The following is a 25,081-nucleotide window of genomic DNA, read 5'->3' on the forward strand; positions in this document are numbered from 1 at the left end:
GTGAACTCGCGCGGACGGCGGGGCGAATCTTGCGCCGCTCGCCGAAGTGGGCGCTTGGATTCGGACTAGTGTGCTGTGGTCCGGCTGAAACCCAGCGAGGGGAATCCTGTGATCGACACGCCCGAGGACACCAAAGTGACCTCCAAGGGCACCGTGGTACGCACCGTCCTCCCACCGGCCACGTCGTCCCGCCCGCCCAAGCCGGACAAGCCCCGCGAGTCCCGGCTGCGCGCACTGGACGGACTGCGCCTGGTCGCCGCGCTGATGGTGGCGGCGTACCACTACGGAGGCCGCGGCGGCGAGGTCACCGACGCCTGGGGAAGTTCGCCCCAACAGCAGTTCCCCACGCTGCACGGCTACTTCGCGTACGGCTGCCTGGGCGTCCAGGTGTTCTTCGTGATCAGCGGGTTCGTGATCTGTATGAGCGGCTGGGGCAGGCCGCTGAAGTCGTTCTTCGCGTCCCGCGCCGCCCGGCTGCTGCCGGCCTACTGGGCGGCCCTCATCATCGTGACGCTCGTCTTCGCGCTGCCGGTCGTCACGTACAAGGCGGTGTCCCCCAGCGACGCCCTGGTGAACCTGACGATGCTTCAGCAGCCGCTGGGCGTCGACCGGGTGCTCGGCGTGTGCTGGACCCTGTGGGCGGAGATCCGCTTCTACGCCCTGTTCGCGCTGTGCGTCGTGCTGCCCGGCGCGACCCGCCGCCGCGTGATCCTGTTCTGCGCCGTCTGGACCCTCGCCGCGGTCATCACGGAGGGCGCGCAGGAGCCGCTCCTCGACATCGTCCTGATGCCCGAGTACGCCCCGTACTTCATCGGCGGTGTCGGCCTGTACCTGGTGCACCGCGACCGCAAGGACGCGTACGCCTGGGGCATCGTGATCGTGAGCTGGCTGATCGGCCAGCACTACGCGGTGTCGCGGCTGTGGCACGCCCCCGACGTGGACGCCTTCTCCTACCGCAGCTCCTTCGGCATAATGCTGGTGGTCACCCTGGGCTACGTCGCCGTGGCCGCGATCGCGCTGGGCTGGCTGCGCTGGGCCAACTGGCGCTGGCTGACGGTCGCGGGCGCCCTGACGTACCCCTTCTACCTCGTGCACGAGCACCTGGGCTGGGTCGTCATCAAGGCACTCCACCAGGGGCTGAACCTCCCGTCGTACGCCACCGTCCTGCTGACCGTCGGCGCGATGCTGCTGCTCGCCCGGCTGCTCAACCGCTACGTCGAGGACTGGGCCACTCCGCTGATTCGTCGCAAGCTGGCCGCGATTAACAGGAAGAATTAAGGAAGCGGTAAGGCACCTGGTCAGCGGGGATGTGCGCACGCACATCCCCGCTTGGCGTCTCCTGCGCGTCATCTGCCGTTCAACTCCCGCCCCTGGGATACGGAGGGCAATGCGCGAGAGAAAGGTGTCACCGTGCGAGACCCTCGGATGACGGCGATCAGCAAAGGACTGAAGCGTCGGGGCAGGCTGATGATGCAGGCCGTGAGCCCGCCGCGCGGGAACCTGAACGCCGTCCCCTCGCCCCGCAGCGCGGATGACTCCGAAGCCGGCTACACCGCCCCTCCCGCGCCGCGTCTGGTGGAGTCGCCGGTCTTCGTCCTGTCCTCGGTGCGTTCCGGCTCGACGCTGCTGCGGGTGCTGCTGAACAGCCACAGCCGGATCCGGGCCCCGCACGAGATGCATCTGCGCACCCTGCACGTGCACCTGTCCCGCGAGTTCACCGCGGCCGCCATGAGGGAGCTGGAGCTCGACAAGGACGAGCTGGAGCACCTGCTGTGGGACCGGGTCCTGCACCTGGAGCTCACCCGCAGCGGCAAGGACGTCATCGTCGACAAGACCCCGCCGAACACCCTCATCTGGCCCCGGCTGCACCGATGTTGGCCCCAGGCACGCCACATCCTCCTGCTGCGCCACCCCGCCGCCGTGATCGCGTCCCTGACCAGCCGCCGGGCGGACCCCGACCACGAGGCCGTCCGCGCCGAGGTCCTCGGCTACAGCGAGAAGCTGGAGGAGGCGCGGCAGAACCTCGACGCCCATGTGATCCGGTACGAGGAGCTGACCGCGGAGCCGGAGCGGGTCACCCGCGGCATCTGCGGCTATCTCGGCCTTCCGTGGGAGCCCGGCATGCTCGACTACGGCGCACAGGACCACGGCACCCTCCGCCCCCAGCTCGGCGACTGGTCCAGCACCCTCAAGTCCGGCCGGATCCAGCCCGCCCGCTCGGCACACCCGGACGTAGAGCTTCCGGAACGGCTGGCAGAATTGGCGCGGGCATGGGGGTACCCGGACTGAAAACCGCTGGTCGAGGCCCCGCCGAGCGCGGCCTGCCACGGCCCGGCAATCCGGTACACCGCACGGAAACCGATGGGCCCCCCGTTGACCATGCGATGTTGTCCTGCCGTTCATCGCACAGCTGGTTTGGCGTATTCGCACGGGGCAGACACCCGAGTACCCGTCCGACTCGCAGGATCACAACGGAGTGCTCGCGCCTATGGCAGCCACACAGTCCTCGCCCGCCGTCCGACGCCCTCGCACCCTTGACGACGTCCCCGGCTGGTTTCCCCCGCTCGACCAGGTGCTCTTCGACTGGCTCCTCGACCGGCAGCAGTCCGCGGGGATGCGCGGCGACCTGCTGGAGGTCGGGGTGTTCATGGGCAAGAGCGCGACCTTCCTCGGCCAGCGCCTCCAGCCGGGTGAGCGCTACACGGTGTGCGACCTCTTCGAGGGCGACGCACCGGACGATGCCAACAAGGCGGAGTCGGCGAAGTCGTACAGCGCGCTGACCCGGCAGGCCTTCGAGGAGAACTACCTCTCCTTCCACGACGAGCTGCCGCGCGTCCTGCAGGGCCCCAGCTCGATCGTGCCCGACGAGGTCCCGGCGGGCTCCTGCCGGTTCGTCCACGTCGACGGCTCGCACCTGTACGAGCACGTGTACGGCGACATCGGCGCGGCCCACGACCTGCTGCTGCCCGACGGGGTGGTCGTCCTGGACGACTTCCGCTCCGAGCACACGCCGGGAGTGGCGATAGCCACCTGGGAGGCCGTGATCAACCGTGGTCTGCGCCCGATCTGCCTGAGCACCCAGAAGCTGTACGCGACCTGGGGCGACCCCGAGCCGGTCCAGGAGGAGCTGCTGGCGATGGTGCGGGCGCGCAAGGACTGCCACCTCAGCGTCCAGCAGGCGGCCGGACACCGCATCATCCGCCTCAAGGCCAAGGGCACGCAGGCCCCGCCGTTCCCGCCGTCCCGGCACGCGGACAGCATCCCCACGGAGCCCACCGCGCCCGCCGCGCCTGCCGCCTCCGCCGCTCGCCCCGCGCGCCCGAAGGTGCCCCGCAGCCGCGCCCGCAGGCTCGCCGCGGATGTGCTCCCGCCGGTCGTCACTCGCGCGATCCGCAACGCCCGCCGCCGGGCGAGGTGATCCGCCGCCCCGCTCAGCCGACCCCGTACCGCGCCTCGATACCGGCGATCACCACCGCCAGCCCCTCCTCGAAGTGCCGGTCGTAGTCGGTGAAGATCTCCGCGCCCGCCTGAGCCGACAAGGGAAAGTCGGCCATCAGGCGGGCGCGCTGCTCTATGTCGTACCCCTCGCGGCGTTCACCCGCGAGCGGCTCGACGCCCTGTTCCTCGGTGACGAAGCCGAGGGTGTAGAAGTACGTCGTCGAGGTCGCGCGGACCGCGTCAGCGAGGGCGAAGCCGGCGGCCGTGAACAGGCGCAGGTTGTCCTCCATCTGCTCGGCGTGCTCGATGCCGGTGAAGCGTGAGCCGCTGAAGACCTTGGCCCCGTCGCGGTAGCCGAGCAGCGCCGCGCGCAGTCCGCGGTTGGACCTCAGGAGCCGCTCCCGCCAGCCCTCGTCCGGGTCGAGGGGCGTCGCGGCGACCATCCGCCGGTACATCTCGGTCGCCATCTCGTCCAGCAGCGCCTGTTTGTCCTTGAAGTGCCAGTACAGGGCCGGCGCCTTGACGTCCAGCTCCTTGGCGATGGCACGCAGGGTCAGGCCGTCGAGACCGACCTCGTTCAGGAGCTTGAGGGCGGTGTCCGCGACGCGTGTGCGGTCGAGAGGCGCTCGGCGTTCCGTATTCACGCTTGACAGCTTAACGCCGTTAAGGGCACGCTCGTGACCGAGGGAACTTAACAGCGTTAAGGAGACTGCGCTCATGAACACGCATGCGGATGTACCGGTGGACACGGATGTACTGATCGTCGGCGCGGGCCCCACCGGCCTCGCCCTCGGTATCGATCTCGCCCGGCGCGGCGTGGACGCGCTCGTCGTGGAGCGGGCCGAGCGGCTCTTTCCCGGGTCGCGCGGCAAGGGGATCCAGCCGCGCACGATGGAGGTCTTCGACGACCTGGGCGTCCTCGACGCGATCCGGGCGGCGGGCGGCAGTTATCCGGTCGGGATGCTCTGGCAGGACGGCCGGCGGGTCGGCGAGCACCAGATGTTCGACCCGGCGGAGGTCACGGAGGACTCGCCGTACACCGAGCCGTGGATGGTTCCGCAGTGGCGGACGCAGGAAATTCTCTTCGCGCGGCTGGCGGAGCTGGGCGGAGAGGTCGCCTTCGGCCGGGAGGTCGCCGGGATCGCACAGGACGAGGACGGTGTGACGGCTCGCTTCGCGGCCGGCGAGAGCGTCCGCGCGCGGTACGTCGTCGCCGCCGACGGCGGCCGTTCGGCCGTACGGCGGGCCCTCGGCATCGGCATGACCGGGGAGACCGTCGACCCGAACCCCACGCTGGTTGCGGACGTCAGGATCACAGGCCTGGACCGGGACAACTGGCACATCTTCCCGCCGCGCGGGGAGGGCCAGGACTTCCTCGCGATCTGCCCGCTCGCGGGCACGCAGGACTTCCAGGTCGCGGCCCGGTTCCCCGAGGGGGCGTCGGTGGACGTCTCACCGGACGGCGTGCGCAAGGCGGTCGCCGCGCGTTCCCACCTCGCGCCGGAAGACGTGACGGAGGTCCGCTGGGCCTCGGACTTCCGGCCGCGGGCAGCGCTGGCGGACCGGTTCCGGGACGGCCGGGTGTTCCTCGCGGGGGACGCCGCGCACATCCACTCACCGGCGGGCGGGCAGGGCCTCAACACCAGCGTCCAGGACGCCTACAACCTGGGCTGGAAGCTGGGCGCGGTGCTGCGGGACGGGGCCGACGCGGCGCTCCTCGACACCTACGAGGAGGAACGGCGTCCCATCGCCGCCGACATGCTCGGCCTGTCGACCAGCGTGCACCGCGGCGAGGTAAGCCGCGGCGAGGCGACCCGCCAGCTCGGCCTGGGGTACCCGGAGTCTTCCCTGACCCGGGAGACGCGGCCGGCGCCGGGCCCGGTGCGGGCGGGCGACCGCGCGCCGGACGGGACGCTGGGTGGCGTGCGGCTGTTCGACGCGTTCCGGGGGCCGCACTGGACGATGGTCGCGGTGGGCGCGCAGGCACCGGAACTGCCGGACACGGTACGGGTGGTCGGCGGGCAGGAGCAGGCGCCGTACGGGAAGGGCCTGCTCCTGGTCCGGCCGGACGGATACGTGGGGTGGGCGGGCGAGACGGCTGAGGGCCTGACCGCCTACCTGGCGCGTGTCGGTCTCTGATCAGGTGCCGGCGAGCGAGAGCTTCACCGCGAACCCGAGGAACAACGCCCCCGCCGCCGAAGTGGCCCCGGCCGACAGCCGCTTGCGCCTGCGGAACGCTGCCGCCAGCTTCGTGCCGCCGAATATCAGCGCGCTGAGGTACAGGAAGCTCGCGAGCTGCGCGAAGGCGCCGAGCACGACGAAGGACAGCGCGGGGTAGGCGTAGTCCGGGTCGACGAACTGCACGAAGAAGGCGACGAAGAAGAGGATCGCCTTGGGGTTGAGGAGGCTGACGACGAAGGCCCGCCGCAAGGGCCGCTCCTCGGCGGCCGGGGCCAGGCTGTCCTCGACGGCCACCTCGCGCCGGGCCCGCCACATCCCCCAGGCCGCCCGCATCATCCCGATCGCCAGCCAGGTCAGATACCCGGCCCCCGCGTACTTCACGATCCCGAACAACACGGCGTTCGTCTGCAGCAGGGAGGCGACTCCGGCGGCGGACAGCGTCATCAACACGGTGTCCCCGCACCAGACACCGGCCGCGGCGGTGTACCCGGGACGGACGCCCCGGCGCGCGGCCACGGACAGCACGTACAGCGAGTTGGGACCGGGCAGCAGGACGATCAGGATCAGGCCCGCGAGGTAAGTGGGGAGGTCGATGACACCGAACATGGAAAGGAGTGTGGCACGCGGGTACGACATTCCGATCCCGGATTTCAGCGGGCGAGACGGCGCGGATCGCGGATCAGAAGGCATCGCTCGGGACGTACGTCCCCCAGACATCCCGCAGCGCGTTGCACACCTCCCCCACCGTCGCCCGGGCCCGCAGCGCGTCCTTCATCGGATACAGGACGTTGTCCTCCCCCGCCGCGGCCTTCTTCAGTGCGGCCAGGGCCGAGTCCACCGCGGACCGGTCGCGCCCGGCGCGCAGCTGCGCGAGGCGCTCCGCCTGCCGGGCCTCGATGGCGGGGTCCACGCGGAGCGGCTCGTACGGCTCCTCCTCGTCGAGCCGGAAGCGGTTGACGCCGACGACGACCCGCTCGCCGGAGTCCGTCTCCTGGGCGATCCGGTAGGCGCTGCGCTCGATCTCGCCCTTCTGGAAGCCGTGCTCGATGGCCGCCACCGCGCCGCCGAGGTCCTCGACCCGCCGCATCAGCCCGACCGCGGCCGCCTCGACGTCGTCGGTCATCCTCTCGATGGCGTACGAGCCCGCGAAGGGGTCCACCGTCGCCGTCACGTCCGTCTCGTACGCCAGCACCTGCTGGGTGCGCAGGGCGAGGCGGGCGCTCTTGTCCGTGGGCAGCGCGATCGCCTCGTCGAAGGAGTTGGTGTGCAGGGACTGGGTGCCGCCGAGGACGGCCGCGAGGCCCTGCACTGCCACGCGCACCAGGTTCACCTCCGGCTGCTGGGCCGTCAGCTGGACGCCGGCCGTCTGCGTGTGGAAGCGCAGCATCAGGGACTTGGGGTTCCGCGCGCCGAACTCGTCCCGCATCACCCGGGCCCAGATCCTGCGCGCCGCACGGAACTTGGCGACCTCCTCCAGGATCGTCGTACGGGCCACGAAGAAGAAGGACAGGCGGGGCGCGAAGTCGTCCACGTCCATGCCCGCCGCGACCGCCGTGCGGACGTACTCGATGCCGTCGGCGAGCGTGAAGGCGATCTCCTGCGCGGGGCTCGCCCCTGCCTCGGCCATGTGGTAGCCGGAGATCGAGATCGTGTTCCACCGCGGGATCTCGGCCTGGCAGTACCGGAAGATGTCGGCGATCAGCCGGAGCGAGGGCTTCGGCGGGAAGATGTACGTCCCGCGCGCGATGTACTCCTTCAGCACGTCGTTCTGGATCGTGCCGGTGAGCCGGTCCGCCGGGACCCCCTGCTCCTCCGCCACCAGCTGGTACAGCAGAAGCAGCAGCGCGGCCGGCGCGTTGATCGTCATCGACGTCGACACCTTGTCCAGCGGGATCCCGTCGAACAGCACCCGCATGTCGTCGATCGAGTCGATGGCCACTCCCACCCTGCCGACCTCGCCGTGCGCGATCGGCGCGTCGGAGTCGTGGCCCATCTGGGTGGGCAGGTCGAAGGCGACCGACAGGCCGGTCGTGCCGTGGGCGATCAGCTGCCGGTAGCGGGCGTTGGACTCCGTCGCCGTACCGAAGCCGGCGTACTGGCGCATCGTCCAGGGGCGGCCGGTGTACATCGTGGGGTACACGCCGCGGGTGAAGGGGTACGAACCCGGCTCACCGAGCCTTTCGGCCGGATCCCAGCCGCTCAGCGCGTCCGGCCCGTAGACCGGCTCGATGGGCACTCCGGACTCGGACTCGCGCGTCATCGTGGGTGCCTCCGAGGTCGCCGTGGTTGTCGCCCGTGAATGCGGACGGTGTCCTTCACCCCTGTGTCCAACCATGCCGCGTAGTTCGCAACCGGTCACGTGCGGGGAACATCTCAGGTGACACCAGGGCGGTCGGGCGGTCGGGGTGGCCGCGGTGAGACGACGGGGGCCGGGATGCGTACCAGGGGTATGGCGCGGACACGGGGCTGGGGCACGGAGAGAGGGACCGCCGTACTGGCCTGGGGTGCCGCGCTGACCGTGCTGTGCGGCTGCACCGTGCAGGCCTCCGGCGAGGAGGAGCGGCGCTCGCCCGTGCACATAGAGCTCCCGAGCGGCACAGCGTCCCCGAAGTCGGCACCGCCCGACGACAAGCCGAGCGCGAAGCCCACGCCCGCGGCACCACCCGCCGTGCTGTGGTCGCGGGGCGACGAGGGCCGGGACGTACGGGAGCTCCAGGCCCGGCTGCGTCAGATCGCCTGGCTCTTCGACGGGCCGACCGGGACGTACGACGATCTGACGGAGCAGGCGGTCAGGGGCTTCCAGGGCAAGCGGGGGCTGCCGAGGACGGGAAGGACCGACGAGGTCACCTGGCAGCGGCTGCTGCGGATGACGCGCGAGCCCGGCAAGTGGGACCTGTACCTGATGGGCGGCCAGCCGGCCGACGCGCCGGACGCGCGGTGCCTGACCGGCCGGGTGCTGTGCATCAGCAAGTCGAGCCGGACGCTGCGCTGGATGGTCGACGGGCGGTCGGTCCTGACGGTGCCGGTGAGGTTCGGGTCGCAGTACACACCGACTCGGGAAGGTGTGTTCAGCGTCTACTGGAAGTCACGGCACCATGTGTCGACGCTCTATGACTCGCCGATGCCGTACGCGATGTTCTTCAGCGGCGGCCAGGCGGTGCACTACTCGTCCGACTTCGCGGCCACGGGGTACGCGGGTGCCTCGCACGGCTGTGTCAACGTCCGGGACGAGCGGGCGATCTCCGAGATGTTCGCGCAGGTGAGGACCGGCGACAAGGTCGTCGTCCACTGGTGAGGCGCGAGGGCCGGGTGTGGGGCGCGGGCGGGACCGGGGAACGTGTCCCGCCCGCGCCGATGCACGAGCCGTAGGTACGGGGGAACCCCGGCTCTGTGCGACGGCCGATGACCAGTCGGCTCACTCAGATCAGCGCCATGGCGGCCGAAAGTGTCACTCCGGCGGCGAAGAATTTTCAACCAATCACGAAACCGCAGGTCAGCGACCTGTTACGGAAGTGAGGACGCGGTCCGGCAGAAGGGCCGCCGCGCGCGCCACCACGGTGGACGGGGCTGCTACGGCGCTGTGCGTGCCCCGTCGCGGCCGCCGTCACGGTCACGGCCGCGGTCACCATGGTGGTCGCGGTCGTCGTCGCCGTGCCGGCCGCCCCGGCCGTCGCCCCGCGAATCGGCACGGTCACCCTCGTCGTCGTCGCTGTCCCGGTCCCGGTTCCTGTCCCGTTTCCGGTCCCGGTCGCGGTCCCTGTCCTTGCCGCCGACCGACTTGCCCCAGGTACCGTCGCCGACGGCCTTGAGGACGCCCTTGCAGTACTTCCGCACGCGTTCGGAGCCCCCCGCCGCGCTCTCCAGGGCGCGGCGGCGGTCGTTGGACAGTTCCTTGCCGTCGCGCAGGTCACGGCAGTACGCGGCAACGACCTTCCACCAGCCGCCGGCAACCTTGTCCCGGTCGGGCGCCGATCCGCGGTCCGGGGCGGTGCCGCCGGGTTCGGCGCCCTCGGTCGCGCCCGGATCGGTGGGCGCCTGCGAGTCGTCGTCGGGCGTGGGTCCGCCCCGCACACCACCCTCCGGCGAGGGCGAGAAGAGCGGGCGTTCCGGTGGTGCCGGTGACGAGACCGTGGCGGCCGGGCGGGCCCCTTCGTCTTCGACGAACGGCGATGTCAGGACTCCGGTTCCGGCCGCGAGCGCAACCCCGCCGATCATGCCGACGGCCAGCGCGGCGGCGAGACCGAGCCGCACGGGACGTGCCCAGCGGGGCCGGCAGACACCGTTGTCGGCGCCGCCGATACGGACCAGCCCGACGTCGACGAGCCCGGCATCGGGGGCGTCGCAGCCCTCAAGGGCACCGGCTGCCGAGCCGTGTCCGACGGTCGCGGCCTTGGTGTCCCGGCCCGCGCGCACCGCTCGGAACGCCGCCAACGCTGCGGCCTCTCCGGGGAGTTCCGTGCTGCTCAGCGGGGGTTCGGCGGTCAGCGCCTCAAGCGTCTTGGCGAGGCGTTCGGCCTGGTCGCGGTCGGCCGGATCGACAGCTTCGAGTGACTCTCCGCGCAGCAAACGCTCCGCCGTTTCGCGGTCCAGCCACCTGTACTGCTCGTCGGCCATCACACATCCTTCTGCGTCCGCGAACGCATATGCGTCACACTCGCAGACGTCACCGCACGGTCGCGGGTTCCTCGCTGGGGAGGCAGGGCGTCGAGCACTCCGGTCGATTCCGGATCGTCGCCGAGCAACTCGGCGAGCCGCTTCAGACCCCGGTGCGCGGCGGTTCGTACGGCACCCGGACGCTTGCCCAGCGTCTGAGCGGCCGTCTTGGCGTCGAGCCCTACGACCACGCGCAGGACGACGGCCTCGGCCTGGTCCTGCGGCAGGCGGGCGATGAGGGAGAGGGTGCCGTCGGTGGCCAGGGCCTCCATGGCCTCCCCCGCCGTGTCGGACTCGGCGGCCTTCCCGGTCAGCTCCGTCTCGTCGCCGCCGATCGCGGGGCGGCGGCCGCGCATACGTATGTGGTCCAGGGCGCGGTTTCGGGCTATCCGGGCGGCCCAGCCACGGAAGCGGTCCGCGTCCCCGCTGAACCGCTCCAGGTCACGCGCTATCTGCAGCCACGCCTCCGAGGCGACGTCCTCGGCGTCCGGGTCGCCGACCAGCGTCCGTACGTACCCGAGCAGCCGCGGGTGCACAGCGCGGTACACAGTCCGGAACGCGCTCTCGTCCCCGTCCTGTGCCGCAAGCACCGCGGCGGTCAGCTCCGCGTCGTCCCCCAGCACTGCGCCCCTTTTGCGCCTAAGCCGGTGCCGCTGTCGCGGACCGGTTCTCGCCGTCGTGGTTCCTCAGTCGATGGTTGCGGTTCTGGAACCGCAGGTCGTTGCGGTGGTCATACACCCTCCGCGTCCGGCGCGAAAGGCACGTTACGGCCTGAAAGCGCTGCTCGTCCATGTCCGTACAACGTGCAACTACCCCGGATTCCGGCGATGTCTCCGCCCAGGTGTGACAGAAAACGCAGTCATGGCGCTGTAGAAAGTACGGGCCGCCGCGCGGCCCGTGCCGCGCGACGGCCGGGGCCTCTCCTGTGGGGGGTGGCGGCCCCGGCCGTCTCCGCGGTTTAGGGCTCTGACCTGGGGCGATGCACGACATTCGTGACCCACGTGACCAGCGCGTGACCAGTAGGGACCGCGGGTCGCCCTCTCGGCACCGCCGCATCGATGGCGTCCGCGGTCGAGGCCATGAAGGCGGTCGGCATCGACATCTCCGAGGCCGAGCAGAGTCCTGACCATCGAGGCCGTCCAGGCGTAGGACCACGTCATCACCATGGGCTGCGGCCGAAAGGATCGCCGACTGCCCCGCCCGGCACCAGCCCGTCGACGGAACAGGGCGCCCTCCGGTGAAGCGGGCGCGAGGGCACATCCAGGGCACATGAGCCTGAGAAACGACGCCCTCGTCATGTATCCGAAACCGTGGCCGGAGCCGTGGCCCCGCGGGCCTGGGACCTCTCCAGTCGGCGGACCACGACGCCCGGCAGCAGCGACGCGGCGGCGAACAGGGCCGCCAGGCCCAGCCAGCCCGCGGGGCCCTGGGCAAGGACCACGCCGGTGATCAGGAGGGGGCCCGCCATGTCCTGTACCGCGAAACCGAGGCTGAACACGGAGAGGTAGACGTTCCTGCGGTCATCGGGGGCGTAGGTATAGGAAAGTTCCCAGGCCCCGGCCGCCTGCCACAGCTCACCCGCGGTCAGCAGCACGCAGGCAGCCAGCGCGGCGACGACGGTCAGCGACACGGCCGTGTCCCCGGGAGCTGCCAGCACGACGGCGCAGCCGGCGAGGGCCAGCCCGGCTCTGCGTAGCGCCCGGACTCCGGCACGCGGGTCGGTCACCCCCTTGGCGAAGGGTACCTGGAGCAACACGGCGAGCACCGTGTTGACGAAGACGAGTGCCGGGACGAGGGCCTCGGGAGCCCCGTCGCGTCCGGTGACCCACAAGGGCAGCCCCACAGCCAGCAGGGTCATGTGGAGCGTGAGGACGGAGTTGAGCCCGGCCAGCGCCAGGTAGCGCCAGTCACCGACGGCCCGGAACGCGGTGAACGGGTTGCGGAACGTGGCGGCCCCCGCCGGTGCGGGCGTGCGCAGGCGGACCATCAGCAGGGCGGAGACCACGAAGGCCACCGCGTTGCCGATCAGGACACCGCGGTTGACCCAGATGTCGTCGACCAGGAGCAGCGGGGTGGCCGCGAGCGCGCCGAGGGAGAAGCCGACGTTCCGTACGGTGCGCACCACGGCCATCATCCGGGCCCGGTCACCCTCGCCGGCGATGCCCCCGACCAGCGCCTGGGTGAGGGGCCCGGTGGCGTTCTGGGCGACGGCCTGGCAGGACGCGGCGACGGTGAAGGCGACAGGCCCCTGGACGAACGCGAGCGCGGCAAAGCAGATCGCCCGCCACAGCAGGGCGCCGACGAGAACGGTCCGCGCTCCGGCCCGGTCGGCGAGTGCCCCGAGCGGGACTGTGGCGACCAGGCCGACGAACGCGGCGATGCCGAGGCCGACGCCCAGCTGCACGTGGGTGAGTCCGGCCGCGGTGGTGAAGAAAACCGTGGCGCCGGCGAGGAAGAGACCGGTGCCGAAGGAACTCATCAGCGTGGCGAGCGCGAAGAGCCGCCCGGCCGGATTGCCGGGCAGGTAGTCACGGAGGGACGGGCGGGGGATGCGGACGCGCCATCGGCCCGTGCGGGTACGGGGGTCAGTCATGGGTCGCCGCCGGGGCACCGGCTGTGACGGTGATGAGCGAGGCGGCGGTGCGTGCCGTCCGGGCGGCCTCCGTCGGCCCGGTACCGGTGGCGATGACGTATCCGGCACGCTGCCAGGAGCTGGTGGTCGCCACTACGGCGCTCCCCGGGACGGCGGACACCGACACTTCCTCGACGCCGTCCAGTTGCTCGGCCTTGTCCGTGCCGGTGACGGAGTGGACCACCGTGTCCGGTCCCTGCGCGGCAGGCGTCGACAGGAAGGTGATGGCGGCGCCGCGCCGGGCGGTGCGGGCCGGGACCGGGCCCTCACCCGCCATGAGAGCGAGAAGGTCGGCGAGGATGCCGTCACCGCCGTAGGCGAGGTCGATGAGGGAGTGGATACGGTCTCCGGGGAGGCGACCGGCGCACTCGATCAGGTGAGGATGGCCGCGGGTCAGCACCCACTCGGCGTGCAGGATGCCGGTGGCGAAGCCGAGGGCGTCGACCAGGCCGGCCATTGCGGTGCGCAGGGTGTCGTCCGCCTCACCGGGGGGCGCGGGCACGGTGTGGCCGAGTTCGACCGGGTGGCGGCCGGGCAGGACATCCTTGGCGGTGATGTTGAGGAAGCCGATGGTGCCCTGATGGACGAGCGCCTCCACGCTGACCTCGGGCCCGTGAAGCCGCTCCTCGACCAAGTACCGGGCCGCGTCCGGGTAGTTCACACGCAGGCGGGGCTCGTCCGCTGTGACGGTGTGGTGCCAAGCAGCCGCGGCGTCGTCGTCGGGTCCGAGCAGCACCACGCCGAGGCTCGCCTGGCGGTTGGCCGGCTTGAGGACGCATTCGCCACCATGCCGTGCGCGCAGTGCCCGTACGTCCGCGGGGCCGGTGGCCTCGGCGAACGCGGGCTGGGCCAGAGCGTGGGCGGCGGCAGTGCGCCGCAGTTCCCGCTTGTCACGCAGGATCCGTGCCGCTCGGACGCCCCCGCCGGGCAGGCCCCAGGCATCCGCCAGGACGGCGGCGGCGACCACTCCGTACTCGACCGCGGGGAGCACGGCGCGCACCCTTGGCGGGCGGACCACGGTGCGCGCGAGGTCCCCGGCGTTGAGCTCGTCCTGGGTGGGAGCGGCGCGCACCTCGGCGACGCAGCGGTACTGGGACGCCGCCGTGCGGATGTTCCGCGCGTCGATGACGTGGGGCTCCTCCAGGATCAGGACACTCGCCTCGGGCAGCAGACGGTCGAGTTCGGCCATGATGAAGGCGCCGTAGCCAACCAGGACATGCGTGACTCGTTCGGCGGGGTTGCCGGTGACGGTCGTCATCTGACGTCTCCTATCGGGGCCTGGCACCGGAGCGGGTGCGGATGGGTTCGCGGACGTCCCGGCCTGTGCACGTGAGGACGGGAGTTCGGCCTCATTCGACTACCTGGCGCTGTGCGACTGCCCCGACTCATCGGTCCGCCGTCTTCCTGTTCTTCCACACCTCTCGCATGACAATCGTGAAGAATTCGAAGTACGTACGCTGCACATGCAACCCGAATTCCCGCGTGTCGGTGTGCCGTTCACGGAGCCGGTTGATCGGGACATTCATCGCGGCGTGATGCTCGATGTGCAGGTTGTTTCCGTTGGTGAACCACGTCGTCAACCAACTGCCCGTTATCGACCGGGTATTGCGCAACACATCGACGCTGGAGGTGTCGCACAGGACGTGCTCGGGCAGTTCCACCAGGAAGTGCATCGGCATGGCCACGATGAAGGGAAGAAGCCACAGCCGCACGACGAGCGACCCTTCGCCCATGACGCAGGCAGTAGCGAGCAGCGCGATGAAGATGCCGAACCACCGGTACTCGCTAATGATCGCCTTACGGCTCTTCGGTGCGATCTGCCCCATGTCGTACTGCCAGCGGCCTGGCACGCACTGGGCGATGTCACGCGCCACAGCCACGAGGCGCGACACGTCGAACAGCCCCTTGGCCAGGGCGCCCAGCGTCAGCTGCTTGCGGGTGTCGAAGCCGAAGAACTCCGTGTCCTGCGGTGTGCCCAGATAGCGGTGGTGCTGCAGATGACGCACTCGGTAGTGGCTGTACGACACCAGCATCGGCGTGCCCAGCGGCACACCGATAACGCGGTGCATTCGCGAGCTGCGAAACGCTGAATGGTGCAGGCACTGGTGCTGCAGTTCCACCGCATGGGTATACGCCGCGGCCAGTGTCACTACACCGACCGCGGCGACGACGTACGAAGACTGGACGGAAAGCAAAACCCCGGTCGCAACCAATATGACAAGGACGCATATTTTCCCTGTAAATACTGCCTCATCCTTGCCACGAACAGCGGCCCGCTGAAACAGCAATTGCGGAGAAAGCGTGTTTTGAGACATCAGAATCCATACCCCCTGTTAATTCGGTGATCCTGCTTGCGTTGGTTTGGTCAGGGCCGCAGTACGCAGGCCTCTCGGGGCGCCGACCGCCGCAGCCCCTTGCTCAGCAGAGCGGTGAGCATGAGCGACAGCATGGCCATCGCGTTCATCGCCCAGCCCACCGACCGTGCGCCAGCCAGCAGTTGGGCGATGCCGCCGGCCAGCACCGCGCCCAGTCCCTGACCCACCATCAGGCCGGTGCTGGACAGGCCGAACGCCTGGCCGCGCACGTCTTCGCGGGTCTGTCCCACCAGCCGCTCCTGCAAGGGCAGCAACGCCGCGTTGCCGAAGGCGGACAAACCGACCAGTGCCGCCGCGACCGGCACCGGCGGCGACAGCGGGAACACCAGGAACGGCACGGCCAGCAGCGCGCTCAGCGGCACGATCAGCCGGTCGCGCGGGGCCTCCGGCGTGAAGCGTCCGACCAGGATGTCGCCGGCGAGCATGCCGGCCGCGCCGGCTGCGAGCAGGTATCCGGCGTGGTCCCTGGCGTACGGGATGAACAGCGCCTCGCATCCCACAATCAGGCCGCCCGGCACCCACATCATCAGGTAGAGCGGCCGGATGACGGGCGACGTGAGCAGTTCGCGGTTGATGCGACGGCTGCGCTCGACGACCTTCCCCTGGGCACGGGGCGGGCGGTTCGGCAGCCCGAGCCTCGCCGTGACGCCGGCGGTGACGCCGCCCAGCGCCGCGATACCGAACAGCCACGACGGGGACACCACGAGAAGCAGCACGGCGCCCACGCCGTTGCCGATGATCTGCGTGCCGCCGACCGTGACGTTCATCGTGGCCCGCGCCAGTACGAAGGACTCCTTCGGCACGATGTCCGACAACAGCGCGATGACGGCGCCCGACGTGGCCGCCATCGCCGCGTAACCGCCCGCGAGAATCAGGAACCGCATCCACCAGTTCAGACCGGGCAGCGTCTGTAACGCGGCTGTCGTCGTCGAGACGCCCGCCATGAGGACCACCGCGGTGCGTGGACGCAGCAGATCCGAGGAGGCCAACAGGTAGCGTCCGGCGACGAGTTGCACGAGCGGCCCACCGAAGAGCGAGATCGCCGTGAGGAACGGCGACCTCGTCTCGTGGTACATCACGGTGCCGAGCGCCAGGCTGGAGAACACGACACCGGTCATCGCGAACAGACGAGCCACGAACAGGGCCCGGAACTCACGGATCCCGAAGATCTCGCGGTAGGTCATGATGTGACGTGCAACTGCTTGATGCGCGCCCGCCACTCCTCGACCTGCTGCGACACACACTCCGGTGACGTCCCGCCGAGGCTGCGGCGCGAGGTCACCGAGTCCTCCACCCCGAGAACCGCGAACACGTCCGCGTTGATTCGAGCGTCGACCTTCTGCATGTCCTCGAGCGACAACTCGTCCAGGCTGCAGTCGTGTTCGTCCGCCAGCCGCACGAGCCGGCCGGTGATGTGATGGGCCTCCCGGAACGGCATGCCCAGCTCACGCGTCAGCCAGTCGGCCAGGTCGGTCGCCGTCGCGTGGGCAGCGCCGGCCGCGGCCCGCATCTCCTTCACGCGTGCCTTCATGTCGCCGACCATCCCGATCATGGCCTTCAGACAGAGCTCGAAGGTGTCCGCGCCGTCGAACGTCCGCTCCTTGTCTTCCTGCATGTCCTTGGAGAACGTCAGCGGCAGCGCCTTCATGACCGTCAGAAGCCCGAACAGCGAGCCGTGCACGCGGCCGACCTTGCCCCGGACCAGTTCGGCGGCGTCCGGGTTCCGCTTCTGCGGCATGATGGAGGAGCCGGTCGTCCAGGCGTCGGAGAGCTCCACGAAGCTGAACTGCGGCGACATCCACAGCACGATCTCGTCGGCCAGGCGCGAGAGATGCGTCATGCACATGGAGGCGGCGGAGAGGTACTCCAGCGCGAAGTCGCGGTCCGAGACAGCGTCCAGGGAGTTGCGCATCGGCCGTGCGTAGCCCAGGAGTTCTGCGGTGCGGTCGCGGTCGATGGGGAACGAGGTACCGGCCAGCGCGGCCGCCCCGAGCGGGGACTCGTTCATGCGCTCGCGCGAGTCCCGCAGCCGACCGTGGTCGCGCCCGAACATCTCGACGTACGCCATCAGGTGGTGGCCGAACGACACCGGCTGCGCGCTCTGCAGATGCGTGTAGCCGGGCATGATGGTCGCCGTGTTCTGCGCGGCCTGCTCGACCAGGACCTCGATGAGGTGCTGAACCAGACGCAGCGCACGGTCGTTCGCGTCACGCACCCAGAGACGGAAGCTGGTGGCGACCTGGTCGTTGCGGCTGCGGGCCGTGTGCAGTCGCCCGGCCGCGGGGCCGATCAGCTCCCGAAGCCGGGACTCGATGTTCATGTGAATGTCTTCGAGTTCCACCGAGAACGTGAAGTTCCCGGAGGTGATTTCGCCCCGGATCACCTCCAGGCCTTCCTTGATCGCCGTGGCGTCCGCCTGGGAGATGATGTCCCGCTCGCAGAGCATCGTGACGTGGGCGACCGAGCCGTCGATGTCCTGCATGGCCATCCGCTGGTCGAACCCGATGGAGGCGTTGATCTGCTCCATCACCTCGGACATGCCCTCACCGAAACGACCCCGGATCAACCCGCTGCTCTTGCTCGCCTCGTCGTGCACTTTCTGCGCCGCCTTTCCGAAAAGAAGAGAGAAAAAAGAAGAGAGAAAACAGTGCCGGCAAAACCTGCGGCACACTACCTGACGTCGATCTGGACCCCCGCGACGACCTCCCGGCATATTTCGATCGCCTGTGCAGCGGTCGACGCTGTGGTCAGCACATAGCCGACCCGCGTGTGGGAGTCCTGAATCCGGGGGATCCGGTCCCCGACCTTCAGTGGAAGGTGGAACTTGAGAACACCGGGCAGCCCTTGCCACCGCTGTACCCCGCTGATGCCGGCGACCCTCCCCGGCGGCGGCGCGAAGAAACGGATCGCAGCGGCTCCGGCAACCGTGGGTGCCGGTTCCCGGGGCCTGATCCGGTCCAGGGACCACTGGACCAGAAGATCGATCAGATCGTGTCCGGTCGCCTGCCTGACCAGTGTCGGAATCGAGTCTCCGCCCACTCGGGTGTGCGTCTCGATGACCTCCGGCCCCGAAGGCGTCATGCGCACCTCCGTATGGGTGCAACCATCGGTGATTCCCATGACGTCGAGAAAATCGGAGACGTATGTCCCGATGGCCGCCGAGACATCCGGTTCGACCGGCGCCGGTACGACGTGGCCGACCTCCACGAAGGGGTTCTCCGGGTCGTCGTCCTGGGTGAACTTGCCCGTGATCGCCAGCACGTGGTGATCGCCGGCGCAACTGAATGCCTCGACGGAGAATTCCGCACCCTGGAGGAACGGCTCGGCGATGTACTCGTCGGCGATCGCAGGCGGCATGACCGCGTCATCGGCCTGGCGGAAGCACGACACATGCTCGCTTCCCAGACCATGCCGTGGCTTCACGATCACCGGGTAGCCGTGCTCGGCCGCGAAATTCCGGATGTCGTCGACATCCCGCACGACCGCGGACGGCGTGGCGGAGAACGCCTTTTCCCGCAACCAGGAACGCATGGCGAACTTGTCCCGCGTGCGGCCGACCACTTCCGGTGAAAGGCCCCGAATCCCGAGTGCCGCCGTGATTCGTGCCGCGGGCAGCAGTCCGTTCTCCGTGAGCGATAGGACCGCGGTGAACGGAGTCTCACGGTGGATTTCCCGCAACAGCGGTATCAGCGAGGGATCGTCGTACTCGGTCAGAACAGTGCGCCGTGCGATCGGGACCAGCTCGGCGTCGTAGCCCGCCGGTGTGTCCACCAGCGTGATGTCCGCACCGAGCAGACGTACACGGTCGCACAGCCCGGGGCCGCCGCCCACGATGACGACCTGCTTTCGATGTGCCATGTTCAATGCCTTTTACCCCCTCGCCGATACCGATGTCCGCGCGCCCGGACGAAACTCACGTCACCCGGATGTAACCGCCCAGGTCGTCCAGCGACTTGCTGCGCAGCATGGAGAATCCGGTACGCCGGTTCACCGAGAAGGGCTCCGCACCCGGAACGACTCCGTCCGCATCGTCGTGCGCCTGCACCACTTCGACGGTCGCGGGCCGAGGCACCTCGGAGCGATCGTCGTAGTGGAAGCGGATCCCGTGCCATGTGTCCTGCGGTTCACGTTCGCCCGGCTGCCAGCTCAGGCCGGCTCGTGCGTACAGGTACGCCTCCTCGAGCGACAGCCCCTGCTGGAGCTCGACCAGCTCCGGAACATGGTCCCCCGCCGGTCGGGCGGCGGCCTCGATGATGCTGATGCGCTCGGAAGTCATCTTGAACTCCACGTGCATCACGCCCTGAGCCATGGCCCAGCTCGAGGCGATGCGCTCGGTCACCTCGAGCAGTTCACGCCGATGCTCCTGCGGCATGTCGACGCCCGAAATGTGGCCGATCTCGTAGCACGCCGGAAGCGGTGACACGAACTTCTGCGTCACCGAGTGCGCTACGACCTTCCCGTCCTGCACGACGCACTCAAGGCTGAACTCGGGCCCGTCCACGAACTCCTCGACGAGCGCGTCCGCGCTGAACGCATAGTTGGTCAGCCGTGACTTCTTGAAACTCGACATCTTCGCCAGCGTTTCCTCGACCTCGTCCTGCGAGTCGCACTTGCGCACGAAGAGGCTCATGGCCATGTCGACGGGCTTGACGATCACGGGGAACGCCACGCCCGCCCAGCCGAACGCCCGGCTCTCCTCGACCGAGGACAGTTCGGCGATCGTCCGCGGCTGTGGAACGTCGTACTCCTCGAACATCTGCCGCATGAGCGCCTTGTTCCGGGAGGCGCGAATCCTGGCGATGTCGTTGTGGTACAGGCCCAGTTCCCGCGCCAGCACGTCAGCCGCGATCACCGCGAACTCGTTGCCGGCGACCACCGCGTCGAACCGTCGCGACCCGATCTGCGCGAGCAGCTCCTCGGGGGAGTCCGACAACGCCGGCACTCTGATCCACTCGTGCAACGTCGTGACATGGGCGCCGACAGTCGAGCTCTCGATCGTCACGATGGTCAGCCGCCAGCCCTCGCGGTCGCAGACCGCGGCAACGCGGCCCAGCGACCATTGCGCGACCGGGTGGAGCAACAGAATATGCATGTTCACGTACCTTCAGACCCGTTGGCCCCGTCGAGCGGGAAGTCATTCACGAAGCAAGCCCCTTGGAAAGGCGGTGCCCCTCAGAGGTTCTCGTTGCGTGCGAAGTACCGCTCGAACCCCACCATTTCCTTGCAGCGTCGCACGATCTCGCGCTTGTAATACTTCTGGTAGAGCCTCGAATCGTCAGTGACGCTGTATGACGGTAGCAGTACGGTCCTGGGTACTTCGCTGTCGTTCCGGCCGCTGAAGTGCGGGGTCAGCGAGTGGAATACCAGTACGTCACCGGCTTCCAGTGCCGGGACCTGGATGCTGGACACGTCCAATTGATTCGGGTCGCAATCGCCTTCGGGATTCTCCGGGGGGCCGGGAATCAGCTGCTGATGACTGCCGCGATAGAACGCGATACCACCGGAGCGCTCATCGCTGGGGTACAGATTGACGACCACGGTGCACAGCAGGTCCGGGTCCGTGTCGAGCCACTTCCAGTACAGGAAGTCCTGGTGGGCGGCATAGCCGTTGACGCCCGGTTCCTTGCGGATCAACTTGCACTTGAGGAGTTCCGCGGAGCCGCCGAGTATGGTCGCCAGCGCATCCATCAGCGCGGGACTCGTGGCGGCCTCCGTCAGCTTCGGAGATATGTCGAGGACCGGGTCGAGGCGATCGAAGGCGTACGTACCGTCCGGTCCGCGCCGGAACTCCGTGCGCAGGTTGAGGTCGTCATCCAACCCGTCCAGGTTCCAGAGGCGCTCGCATTCGCTCCGGAAAGCAGCGATCTCGTCGCTCCCGTACAGGCCGGGAAGGACCGTGAAGCCGTCTTTCCAGTACTGCTCCGTCTTCTCCGCCAGATCCGCGACAGAAGTCATCGCTTGTCCCCCGCTTCGTTTTCTGTGTCTCTCCGGTCCGAGAGGCGTGCCTTGAACTCGGCTACTCGTGAACGCAGTTGGGCGGCCGCCTCGAGCACACGGCTCGGCGCTGTTCCTCCCTGGCTGTCGCGCGCGGCGACCGACGCCTCAACGGTGAAGTCCGGCCATTCGGGGAAGGCCAGACGCGGGTCGATCCCGCGCCGTGACTCCAGCGACAGCTCGCCGAGCGAGCAGCCCTGTTCGCCGGAGAGGCGCACCATCTTCGTCACGAGATGGTGGGCTTCCCGGAAGGGGATCCGCCGCTCGCGCGTCAGCCAGTCCGCCAGATCGCTGGAGGTGACGAAGTCGACGTCAGCGGCTTTGCGCATCGCGTCGACGTTCGGCTGCATCAGAGTGGCGAGTGAGATCGCGGCGTCCAGGGACAGCGCCAGAGTGTCCGCGGTGTCGAACAGCGGCTCCTTGTCCTCCTGAAGATCCCGGAAGTAGCTCAGCGGCAGCCCCTTGACCACGGCCTGCAGCGCGTGGAGGTTGCCCATAACTCTGCCGGCCTTCCCGCGCACCAGCTCCGCCGCGTCCGGGTTGCGCTTGTGCGGCAGGGCCGACGACGAACTGACCAGTTCGTCGGGCAGCGAGATCAGTCCGACAGGCTGGGACGACCAGAAGACGATCTCTGCGCCGAATCGCGAGAGGTCGAGGGCGACGGACGCACCGGCGCTCAGGAAGTCGAGCGCGAATCCCCGGTCGCCGACGCTCTCCAGGGAGTTGGCCGTCGGTCGGCCGAACCCCAGGCTCCGCGCCACGATGTCCCGGTCGATGGGAAAGCCGGTGCCGGCCAGTGCCCCGGATCCCATCGGGCACTCGTCCTGCAGCGCGCGTACGAAGCACATCCGCTCGACGTCACGCAGGAACGTCTCCGCATAGGCAAGGCACACATGGCCGAAGCTCAGCGGCTGCGCGATCTGCAGATGGGAGAATCCGGGCATGACGGTCGCAGCGTGCCTTTCGCCCTGTGCGAGCAACGCCTCCGCCAAGGCCAGGATTCTCGTGCCCAGTTCGGTCACCTGGTCGCGGATCCAGAGCCGCAGCGCGGTCACGGCGAGATCGTTGCGAGCACGCGCGGTCGCCAGCCATCCGGCGTCGGCACCGAGCCGCGCCTCCAAGTACTCCTCTACCGCCGTGTGCACGTCCTCGGCGTCCGGGTCGAGCGGCTCCGCTCCCGACCGGATCTGCTCCTTGAGCTCCTCCAAGCCTTGGTGCAGCCCGGCCGCCGCGTCCGGCGGAACGATCTGCTGCTTCAGCAGCATCGTGACGTGCGCGTGAGAAGCGGCGATGTCGTACAGGGCAAGTCGCCGGTCGTAGTGCGCGGTTGTGCCGATCGCCGCCATACGCTCCGCGGCCGTGGACCGCTGGTCGAGGGTCACGAAAGGACCCGCCCGGCCGGGCGCCGCGCGATCTCGTCCAGCTGGCGGTCGAACGCCTCGGGGGCGCCGGCGTTCGCGGCTGCCGCGAGGTCGGCCCAGTCCGGACGGAGGCAGAACAACAGCAGCGCCCTGGCGATGTGCAGCCGCGCGACGGCTTCCGGGTAGATCATCGACTGCGGTCCGTCGATGACTTCGGGCACCACCTCGTCGCCCCGGTACGCAGGCAGGTTGTGGAGGAAGATCGCGTCCGTACGGGCCTGAGCCATGAGTTCGGGCGTGACGCGGTAGGGCGCCAGCTGCTCACGGCGCAGGTCCGCCTCGTCGGCCTTGTTCATCGGGATCCAGGCGTCGGCGACCACCACCTGCGCGTCCTTGACGGCGACCTGCGGGTCGGCGGTGGCCGTGAATCCAGCCAGGTGATCGGTCTGGTCCGCCGGCAGCGCCATGCCCTCCGGCGTCGCGCAGGTGAACTGCGCACCGACCTTGGCGGCGGTCTGCGCCAGCGACAGGGCGATGTTCGTCCCATCCCCGACGAAGGCGATGTTGATTCCCTCCACGGCGCCGAAGTGCCGCTTCACGGTCAGGAAGTCGCAGAGCGCCTGCGTCGGGTGGTGCTTGTCGCACATCCCGTTGATGAACGGAACCGGGGACAGCTCGCAGATCTGTTCCTGGGCCGCGAAATCGTAGATGCGGCTCAGGAGCACATCATTGAACCGGCCCGCGACATTCACAAAGTCGGGCAGGTGCTCGGTCTTCGCGGCATGGCGCCCGACGCGTGCTTCCGCGCCGTTGTAGTGGATCGCCTGGCCGCCGAGATCGCCGATTGCCCGCTCGAACGCGGTCCGCGTGCGCAGCGACGTCTCATCGAAGATCATTCCCATGCATTTCCCGCGCAGCAGGGCGGGAAGGTGACCGAAGCGCTGTTTGTGCTCTTCCAGCGAGTCGGCGACCGCGATGACGTCGAGGACATCGGATGCCGTGAGGTCGTCGATCGTCAGCAGCTGCTTCCGGGTCACGCGATGCCTCCCTGGACCACGTTGCCCAGCTGGCGCAGGCGCAGGGCGTTGAGGCGAATGAACCCGGTCGCGTCACTCTGCCGATACCCGCCGCCTGCTTCGAAGGTGACCAGATCCTCGCTGTAGAGGGAGTGCGGGCTCTTTCGGCCCTCGACGATCACGTTCCCCTTGTAGAGCTTGAGGCGTACGGTGCCCGTGACGCGCTCCTGGCTTTTGTCGATGAGCGCCTGGAGCATTTCGCGCTCCGGGGCGAACCAGTAGCCGTTGTAGATCAGTTCCGCATAGCGCGGCATCAGCTCGTCCTTGAGATGCGCCTCTCCTCGGTCGAGCGTGATCGACTCGACGGCGCGGTGCGCGTGCAGCCAGATGGTTCCGCCAGGGGTTTCGAACAGCCCACGGCACTTCATACCGACGTACCGGGTGTCGACGATATCGATCCTGCCGATCCCGTTCTCCGCGCCGAGCTCGTTCAGGCGGGTGAGCAGGGACACCGGGTCCAGCGCCTCGCCGTCGATCGCGACGGGGTCGCCTTTCGCGAACTCCACCTCGATCGTGGTGGGCCGGTCTGGGGCCTCTTCCGGGGACTTGGTGCGGACCCAGGCGTCGTCCTCGGGCGTGAGCCAGGGGTCCTCAAGCGACTTTCCTTCGCACGAGATGTGCAGCATGTTGGAGTCCGCCGAGTACGGCGCCTCACCGCGCTTGTCCTTGGCGACGGGGATGTCGTGCCGGTCGGCGAACTCGATCAGCTGGGCACGGCCGGCCATGTCCCATTCCCGCCATGGCGCGATCACCTGGATGTCCGGGGCTAGGGCGTAGTAGGCCAGCTCGAAGCGCAGTTGGTCATTGCCCTTGCCGGTCGCGCCATGCGCCACCGCGTCGGCGCCCACCTCACGCGCGATCTCTATCTGCCGCTTCGCGACGAGTGGCCGGGCGATGGGCGTTCCCATCAGGTAGTTCCACTCGTACGCGGCGTTTCCGCGGTACATCGGGAAGGCGTAGTCCCGGACCAGTTCGTGCCGAAGGTCCTCGATGTAAATGTTCTCAGGCTTGACGCCAAGCGCCAGGGCCCTTTCCCTGGCGATTTCCAGCTCCTCGCCCTGGCCGAGGTCAGCGGTGAACGTGACAATTTCGGCCCCGTACTCGATCTGCAGCCATTTGAGAATGACCGAGGTGTCGAGTCCCCCTGAGAACGCCAGGACAATTTTGCGTGGCTTGCTCATACCTGAAAAATCTCCCTCAGCTTATTTGATAGCGGGGCGTCGGCGGTGTCGGTCACGCCGGTATGGTTGCGGGCAGCGTTTCGGCCGCCACGGCGCTCTATCGGTATCTCGCTGGGAAACCCGTCGGGCTGCAACCGTTGCGTGGAACGAAAAGCAAGAAACTGTCGTGGTCTTCGTTTTCCCCCGCCGC

At 69.0% G+C, this 25,081-nt stretch carries 21 protein-coding genes; 5 read left to right on the plus strand and 16 right to left on the minus strand.

What is annotated here, in order from left to right:
- The first annotated feature begins 108 nt into the window (after positions 1-108).
- From OHO27_RS15385 to OHO27_RS15395, 3 genes are all read left to right on the plus strand, one after another.
- Positions 109-1,278, plus strand: coding sequence for an acyltransferase family protein (locus tag OHO27_RS15385; protein WP_328424250.1), 1,170 nt, complete (start codon positions 109-111; stop codon positions 1,276-1,278).
- A 147-nt stretch (positions 1,279-1,425) separates the two neighbouring features.
- The gene (locus tag OHO27_RS15390; protein WP_443059707.1) at positions 1,426-2,289 is read left to right on the plus strand and encodes a sulfotransferase family protein; all 864 of its coding nucleotides are present in this window, start codon (positions 1,426-1,428) and stop codon (positions 2,287-2,289) included.
- Between the two features lie 199 nt (positions 2,290-2,488).
- Positions 2,489-3,418 carry a class I SAM-dependent methyltransferase gene (locus OHO27_RS15395; protein ID WP_328424252.1) on the plus strand — a complete coding sequence of 310 codons (930 nt, stop codon included), beginning with the start codon at positions 2,489-2,491 and terminating at the stop codon, positions 3,416-3,418.
- 13 nt (positions 3,419-3,431) lie between these two features.
- On the opposite strand, the gene OHO27_RS15400 is transcribed toward OHO27_RS15395, so the two are convergent.
- Positions 3,432-4,082 carry a TetR/AcrR family transcriptional regulator gene (locus OHO27_RS15400; RefSeq protein ID WP_328424254.1) on the minus strand — a complete coding sequence of 217 codons (651 nt, stop codon included), beginning with the start codon at positions 4,080-4,082 and terminating at the stop codon, positions 3,432-3,434.
- A gap of 97 nt (positions 4,083-4,179) precedes the next feature.
- Here OHO27_RS15400 and OHO27_RS15405 point away from each other — a divergent pair, with 97 nt between their 5' ends.
- On the plus strand, positions 4,180-5,577 hold the full coding sequence (locus OHO27_RS15405; RefSeq protein WP_328430449.1) for an FAD-dependent oxidoreductase: 1,398 nt from the start codon (positions 4,180-4,182) through the stop codon (positions 5,575-5,577).
- On the opposite strand, the gene leuE is transcribed toward OHO27_RS15405, so the two are convergent.
- On the minus strand, positions 5,578-6,225 hold the full coding sequence (gene leuE / locus OHO27_RS15410) for a leucine efflux protein LeuE (protein WP_328424256.1): 648 nt from the start codon (positions 6,223-6,225) through the stop codon (positions 5,578-5,580). It abuts the gene before it with no gap.
- 73 nt (positions 6,226-6,298) lie between these two features.
- The gene (locus OHO27_RS15415; protein WP_328424258.1) at positions 6,299-7,879 is read right to left on the minus strand and encodes an acyl-CoA mutase large subunit family protein; all 1,581 of its coding nucleotides are present in this window, start codon (positions 7,877-7,879) and stop codon (positions 6,299-6,301) included.
- A 174-nt stretch (positions 7,880-8,053) separates the two neighbouring features.
- Here OHO27_RS15415 and OHO27_RS15420 point away from each other — a divergent pair, with 174 nt between their 5' ends.
- Entirely contained in the window at positions 8,054-8,914 is an 861-nt protein-coding gene (locus tag OHO27_RS15420; RefSeq protein ID WP_328424260.1) for a L,D-transpeptidase family protein, read from the plus strand.
- 275 nt (positions 8,915-9,189) lie between these two features.
- On the opposite strand, the gene OHO27_RS15425 is transcribed toward OHO27_RS15420, so the two are convergent.
- From OHO27_RS15425 to OHO27_RS15485, 13 genes are all read right to left on the minus strand, one after another.
- On the minus strand, positions 9,190-10,233 hold the full coding sequence (locus tag OHO27_RS15425; protein ID WP_328424262.1) for a hypothetical protein: 1,044 nt from the start codon (positions 10,231-10,233) through the stop codon (positions 9,190-9,192).
- Entirely contained in the window at positions 10,233-10,895 is a 663-nt protein-coding gene (locus tag OHO27_RS15430; protein ID WP_328424264.1) for an RNA polymerase sigma factor, read from the minus strand. The genes OHO27_RS15425 and OHO27_RS15430 overlap by 1 nt, the downstream gene beginning before the upstream one ends.
- A 671-nt stretch (positions 10,896-11,566) precedes the next feature.
- Complete coding sequence (locus OHO27_RS15435; protein WP_328424266.1) at positions 11,567-12,865, minus strand: MFS transporter; 1,299 nt, start codon at positions 12,863-12,865, stop codon at positions 11,567-11,569.
- On the minus strand, positions 12,858-14,162 hold the full coding sequence (locus tag OHO27_RS15440; RefSeq protein ID WP_328424268.1) for an ATP-grasp domain-containing protein: 1,305 nt from the start codon (positions 14,160-14,162) through the stop codon (positions 12,858-12,860). Before OHO27_RS15440 ends, OHO27_RS15435 begins: the two co-directional genes overlap by 8 nt.
- A 127-nt stretch (positions 14,163-14,289) precedes the next feature.
- A complete protein-coding gene (locus OHO27_RS15445; RefSeq protein ID WP_328424270.1) occupies positions 14,290-15,219 on the minus strand; it encodes a fatty acid desaturase family protein in 930 nt (309 codons plus the stop codon).
- A 50-nt stretch (positions 15,220-15,269) separates the two neighbouring features.
- Complete coding sequence (locus OHO27_RS15450; protein WP_328424272.1) at positions 15,270-16,463, minus strand: MFS transporter; 1,194 nt, start codon at positions 16,461-16,463, stop codon at positions 15,270-15,272.
- On the minus strand, positions 16,460-17,992 hold the full coding sequence (argH, locus tag OHO27_RS15455; protein ID WP_328424274.1) for an argininosuccinate lyase: 1,533 nt from the start codon (positions 17,990-17,992) through the stop codon (positions 16,460-16,462). Before argH (OHO27_RS15455) ends, OHO27_RS15450 begins: the two co-directional genes overlap by 4 nt.
- Positions 17,950-19,137 (minus strand): ATP-grasp domain-containing protein, encoded by a 1,188-nt coding sequence (locus OHO27_RS15460; RefSeq protein ID WP_328424276.1) that lies wholly within the window; start codon positions 19,135-19,137, stop codon positions 17,950-17,952. The genes argH (OHO27_RS15455) and OHO27_RS15460 overlap by 43 nt, the downstream gene beginning before the upstream one ends.
- Before the next feature lie 55 nt (positions 19,138-19,192).
- The gene (locus OHO27_RS15465; RefSeq protein ID WP_328424278.1) at positions 19,193-20,371 is read right to left on the minus strand and encodes an ATP-grasp domain-containing protein; all 1,179 of its coding nucleotides are present in this window, start codon (positions 20,369-20,371) and stop codon (positions 19,193-19,195) included.
- A gap of 80 nt (positions 20,372-20,451) precedes the next feature.
- A complete protein-coding gene (locus OHO27_RS15470) occupies positions 20,452-21,234 on the minus strand; it encodes a phytanoyl-CoA dioxygenase family protein (RefSeq protein WP_328424280.1) in 783 nt (260 codons plus the stop codon).
- On the minus strand, positions 21,231-22,655 hold the full coding sequence (gene argH, locus OHO27_RS15475; protein WP_328424282.1) for an argininosuccinate lyase: 1,425 nt from the start codon (positions 22,653-22,655) through the stop codon (positions 21,231-21,233). The genes OHO27_RS15470 and argH (OHO27_RS15475) overlap by 4 nt, the downstream gene beginning before the upstream one ends.
- The gene (locus OHO27_RS15480) at positions 22,652-23,671 is read right to left on the minus strand and encodes an ornithine carbamoyltransferase (protein ID WP_328424284.1); all 1,020 of its coding nucleotides are present in this window, start codon (positions 23,669-23,671) and stop codon (positions 22,652-22,654) included. The genes argH (OHO27_RS15475) and OHO27_RS15480 overlap by 4 nt, the downstream gene beginning before the upstream one ends.
- Complete coding sequence (locus OHO27_RS15485) at positions 23,668-24,891, minus strand: argininosuccinate synthase (RefSeq protein ID WP_328424286.1); 1,224 nt, start codon at positions 24,889-24,891, stop codon at positions 23,668-23,670. The genes OHO27_RS15480 and OHO27_RS15485 overlap by 4 nt, the downstream gene beginning before the upstream one ends.
- Positions 24,892-25,081 lie beyond the last annotated feature (190 nt).

It is taken from the genome of Streptomyces sp. NBC_00443 (genome assembly GCF_036014175.1).
Taxonomy (GTDB): Bacteria; Actinomycetota; Actinomycetes; order Streptomycetales; family Streptomycetaceae; genus Streptomyces.

What these genes read in the sequence shown, in the direction of transcription:
- OHO27_RS15390 (WP_443059707.1), top strand. Translation starts at nt 1,426, where the DNA reads ATGACGGCGATCAGCAAAGGACTGAAGCGTCGGGGCAGGCTGATGATG.
- OHO27_RS15395 (WP_328424252.1), top strand. Translation starts at nt 2,489, where the DNA reads ATGGCAGCCACACAGTCCTCGCCCGCCGTCCGACGCCCTCGCACCCTT.
- leuE (WP_328424256.1), bottom strand. Translation starts at nt 6,225, where the DNA reads ATGTTCGGTGTCATCGACCTCCCCACTTACCTCGCGGGCCTGATCCTG.
- OHO27_RS15415 (WP_328424258.1), bottom strand. Translation starts at nt 7,879, where the DNA reads ATGACGCGCGAGTCCGAGTCCGGAGTGCCCATCGAGCCGGTCTACGGG.
- OHO27_RS15420 (WP_328424260.1), top strand. Translation starts at nt 8,054, where the DNA reads ATGCGTACCAGGGGTATGGCGCGGACACGGGGCTGGGGCACGGAGAGA.
- OHO27_RS15425 (WP_328424262.1), bottom strand. Translation starts at nt 10,233, where the DNA reads ATGGCCGACGAGCAGTACAGGTGGCTGGACCGCGAAACGGCGGAGCGT.
- OHO27_RS15435 (WP_328424266.1), bottom strand. Translation starts at nt 12,865, where the DNA reads ATGACTGACCCCCGTACCCGCACGGGCCGATGGCGCGTCCGCATCCCC.
- OHO27_RS15440 (WP_328424268.1), bottom strand. Translation starts at nt 14,162, where the DNA reads ATGACGACCGTCACCGGCAACCCCGCCGAACGAGTCACGCATGTCCTG.
- OHO27_RS15445 (WP_328424270.1), bottom strand. Translation starts at nt 15,219, where the DNA reads ATGTCTCAAAACACGCTTTCTCCGCAATTGCTGTTTCAGCGGGCCGCT.
- OHO27_RS15450 (WP_328424272.1), bottom strand. Translation starts at nt 16,463, where the DNA reads ATGACCTACCGCGAGATCTTCGGGATCCGTGAGTTCCGGGCCCTGTTC.
- argH (WP_328424274.1), bottom strand. Translation starts at nt 17,992, where the DNA reads ATGCCGGGAGGTCGTCGCGGGGGTCCAGATCGACGTCAGGTAGTGTGC.
- OHO27_RS15460 (WP_328424276.1), bottom strand. Translation starts at nt 19,137, where the DNA reads ATGGCACATCGAAAGCAGGTCGTCATCGTGGGCGGCGGCCCCGGGCTG.
- OHO27_RS15465 (WP_328424278.1), bottom strand. Translation starts at nt 20,371, where the DNA reads ATGCATATTCTGTTGCTCCACCCGGTCGCGCAATGGTCGCTGGGCCGC.
- OHO27_RS15470 (WP_328424280.1), bottom strand. Translation starts at nt 21,234, where the DNA reads ATGACTTCTGTCGCGGATCTGGCGGAGAAGACGGAGCAGTACTGGAAA.
- OHO27_RS15485 (WP_328424286.1), bottom strand. Translation starts at nt 24,891, where the DNA reads ATGAGCAAGCCACGCAAAATTGTCCTGGCGTTCTCAGGGGGACTCGAC.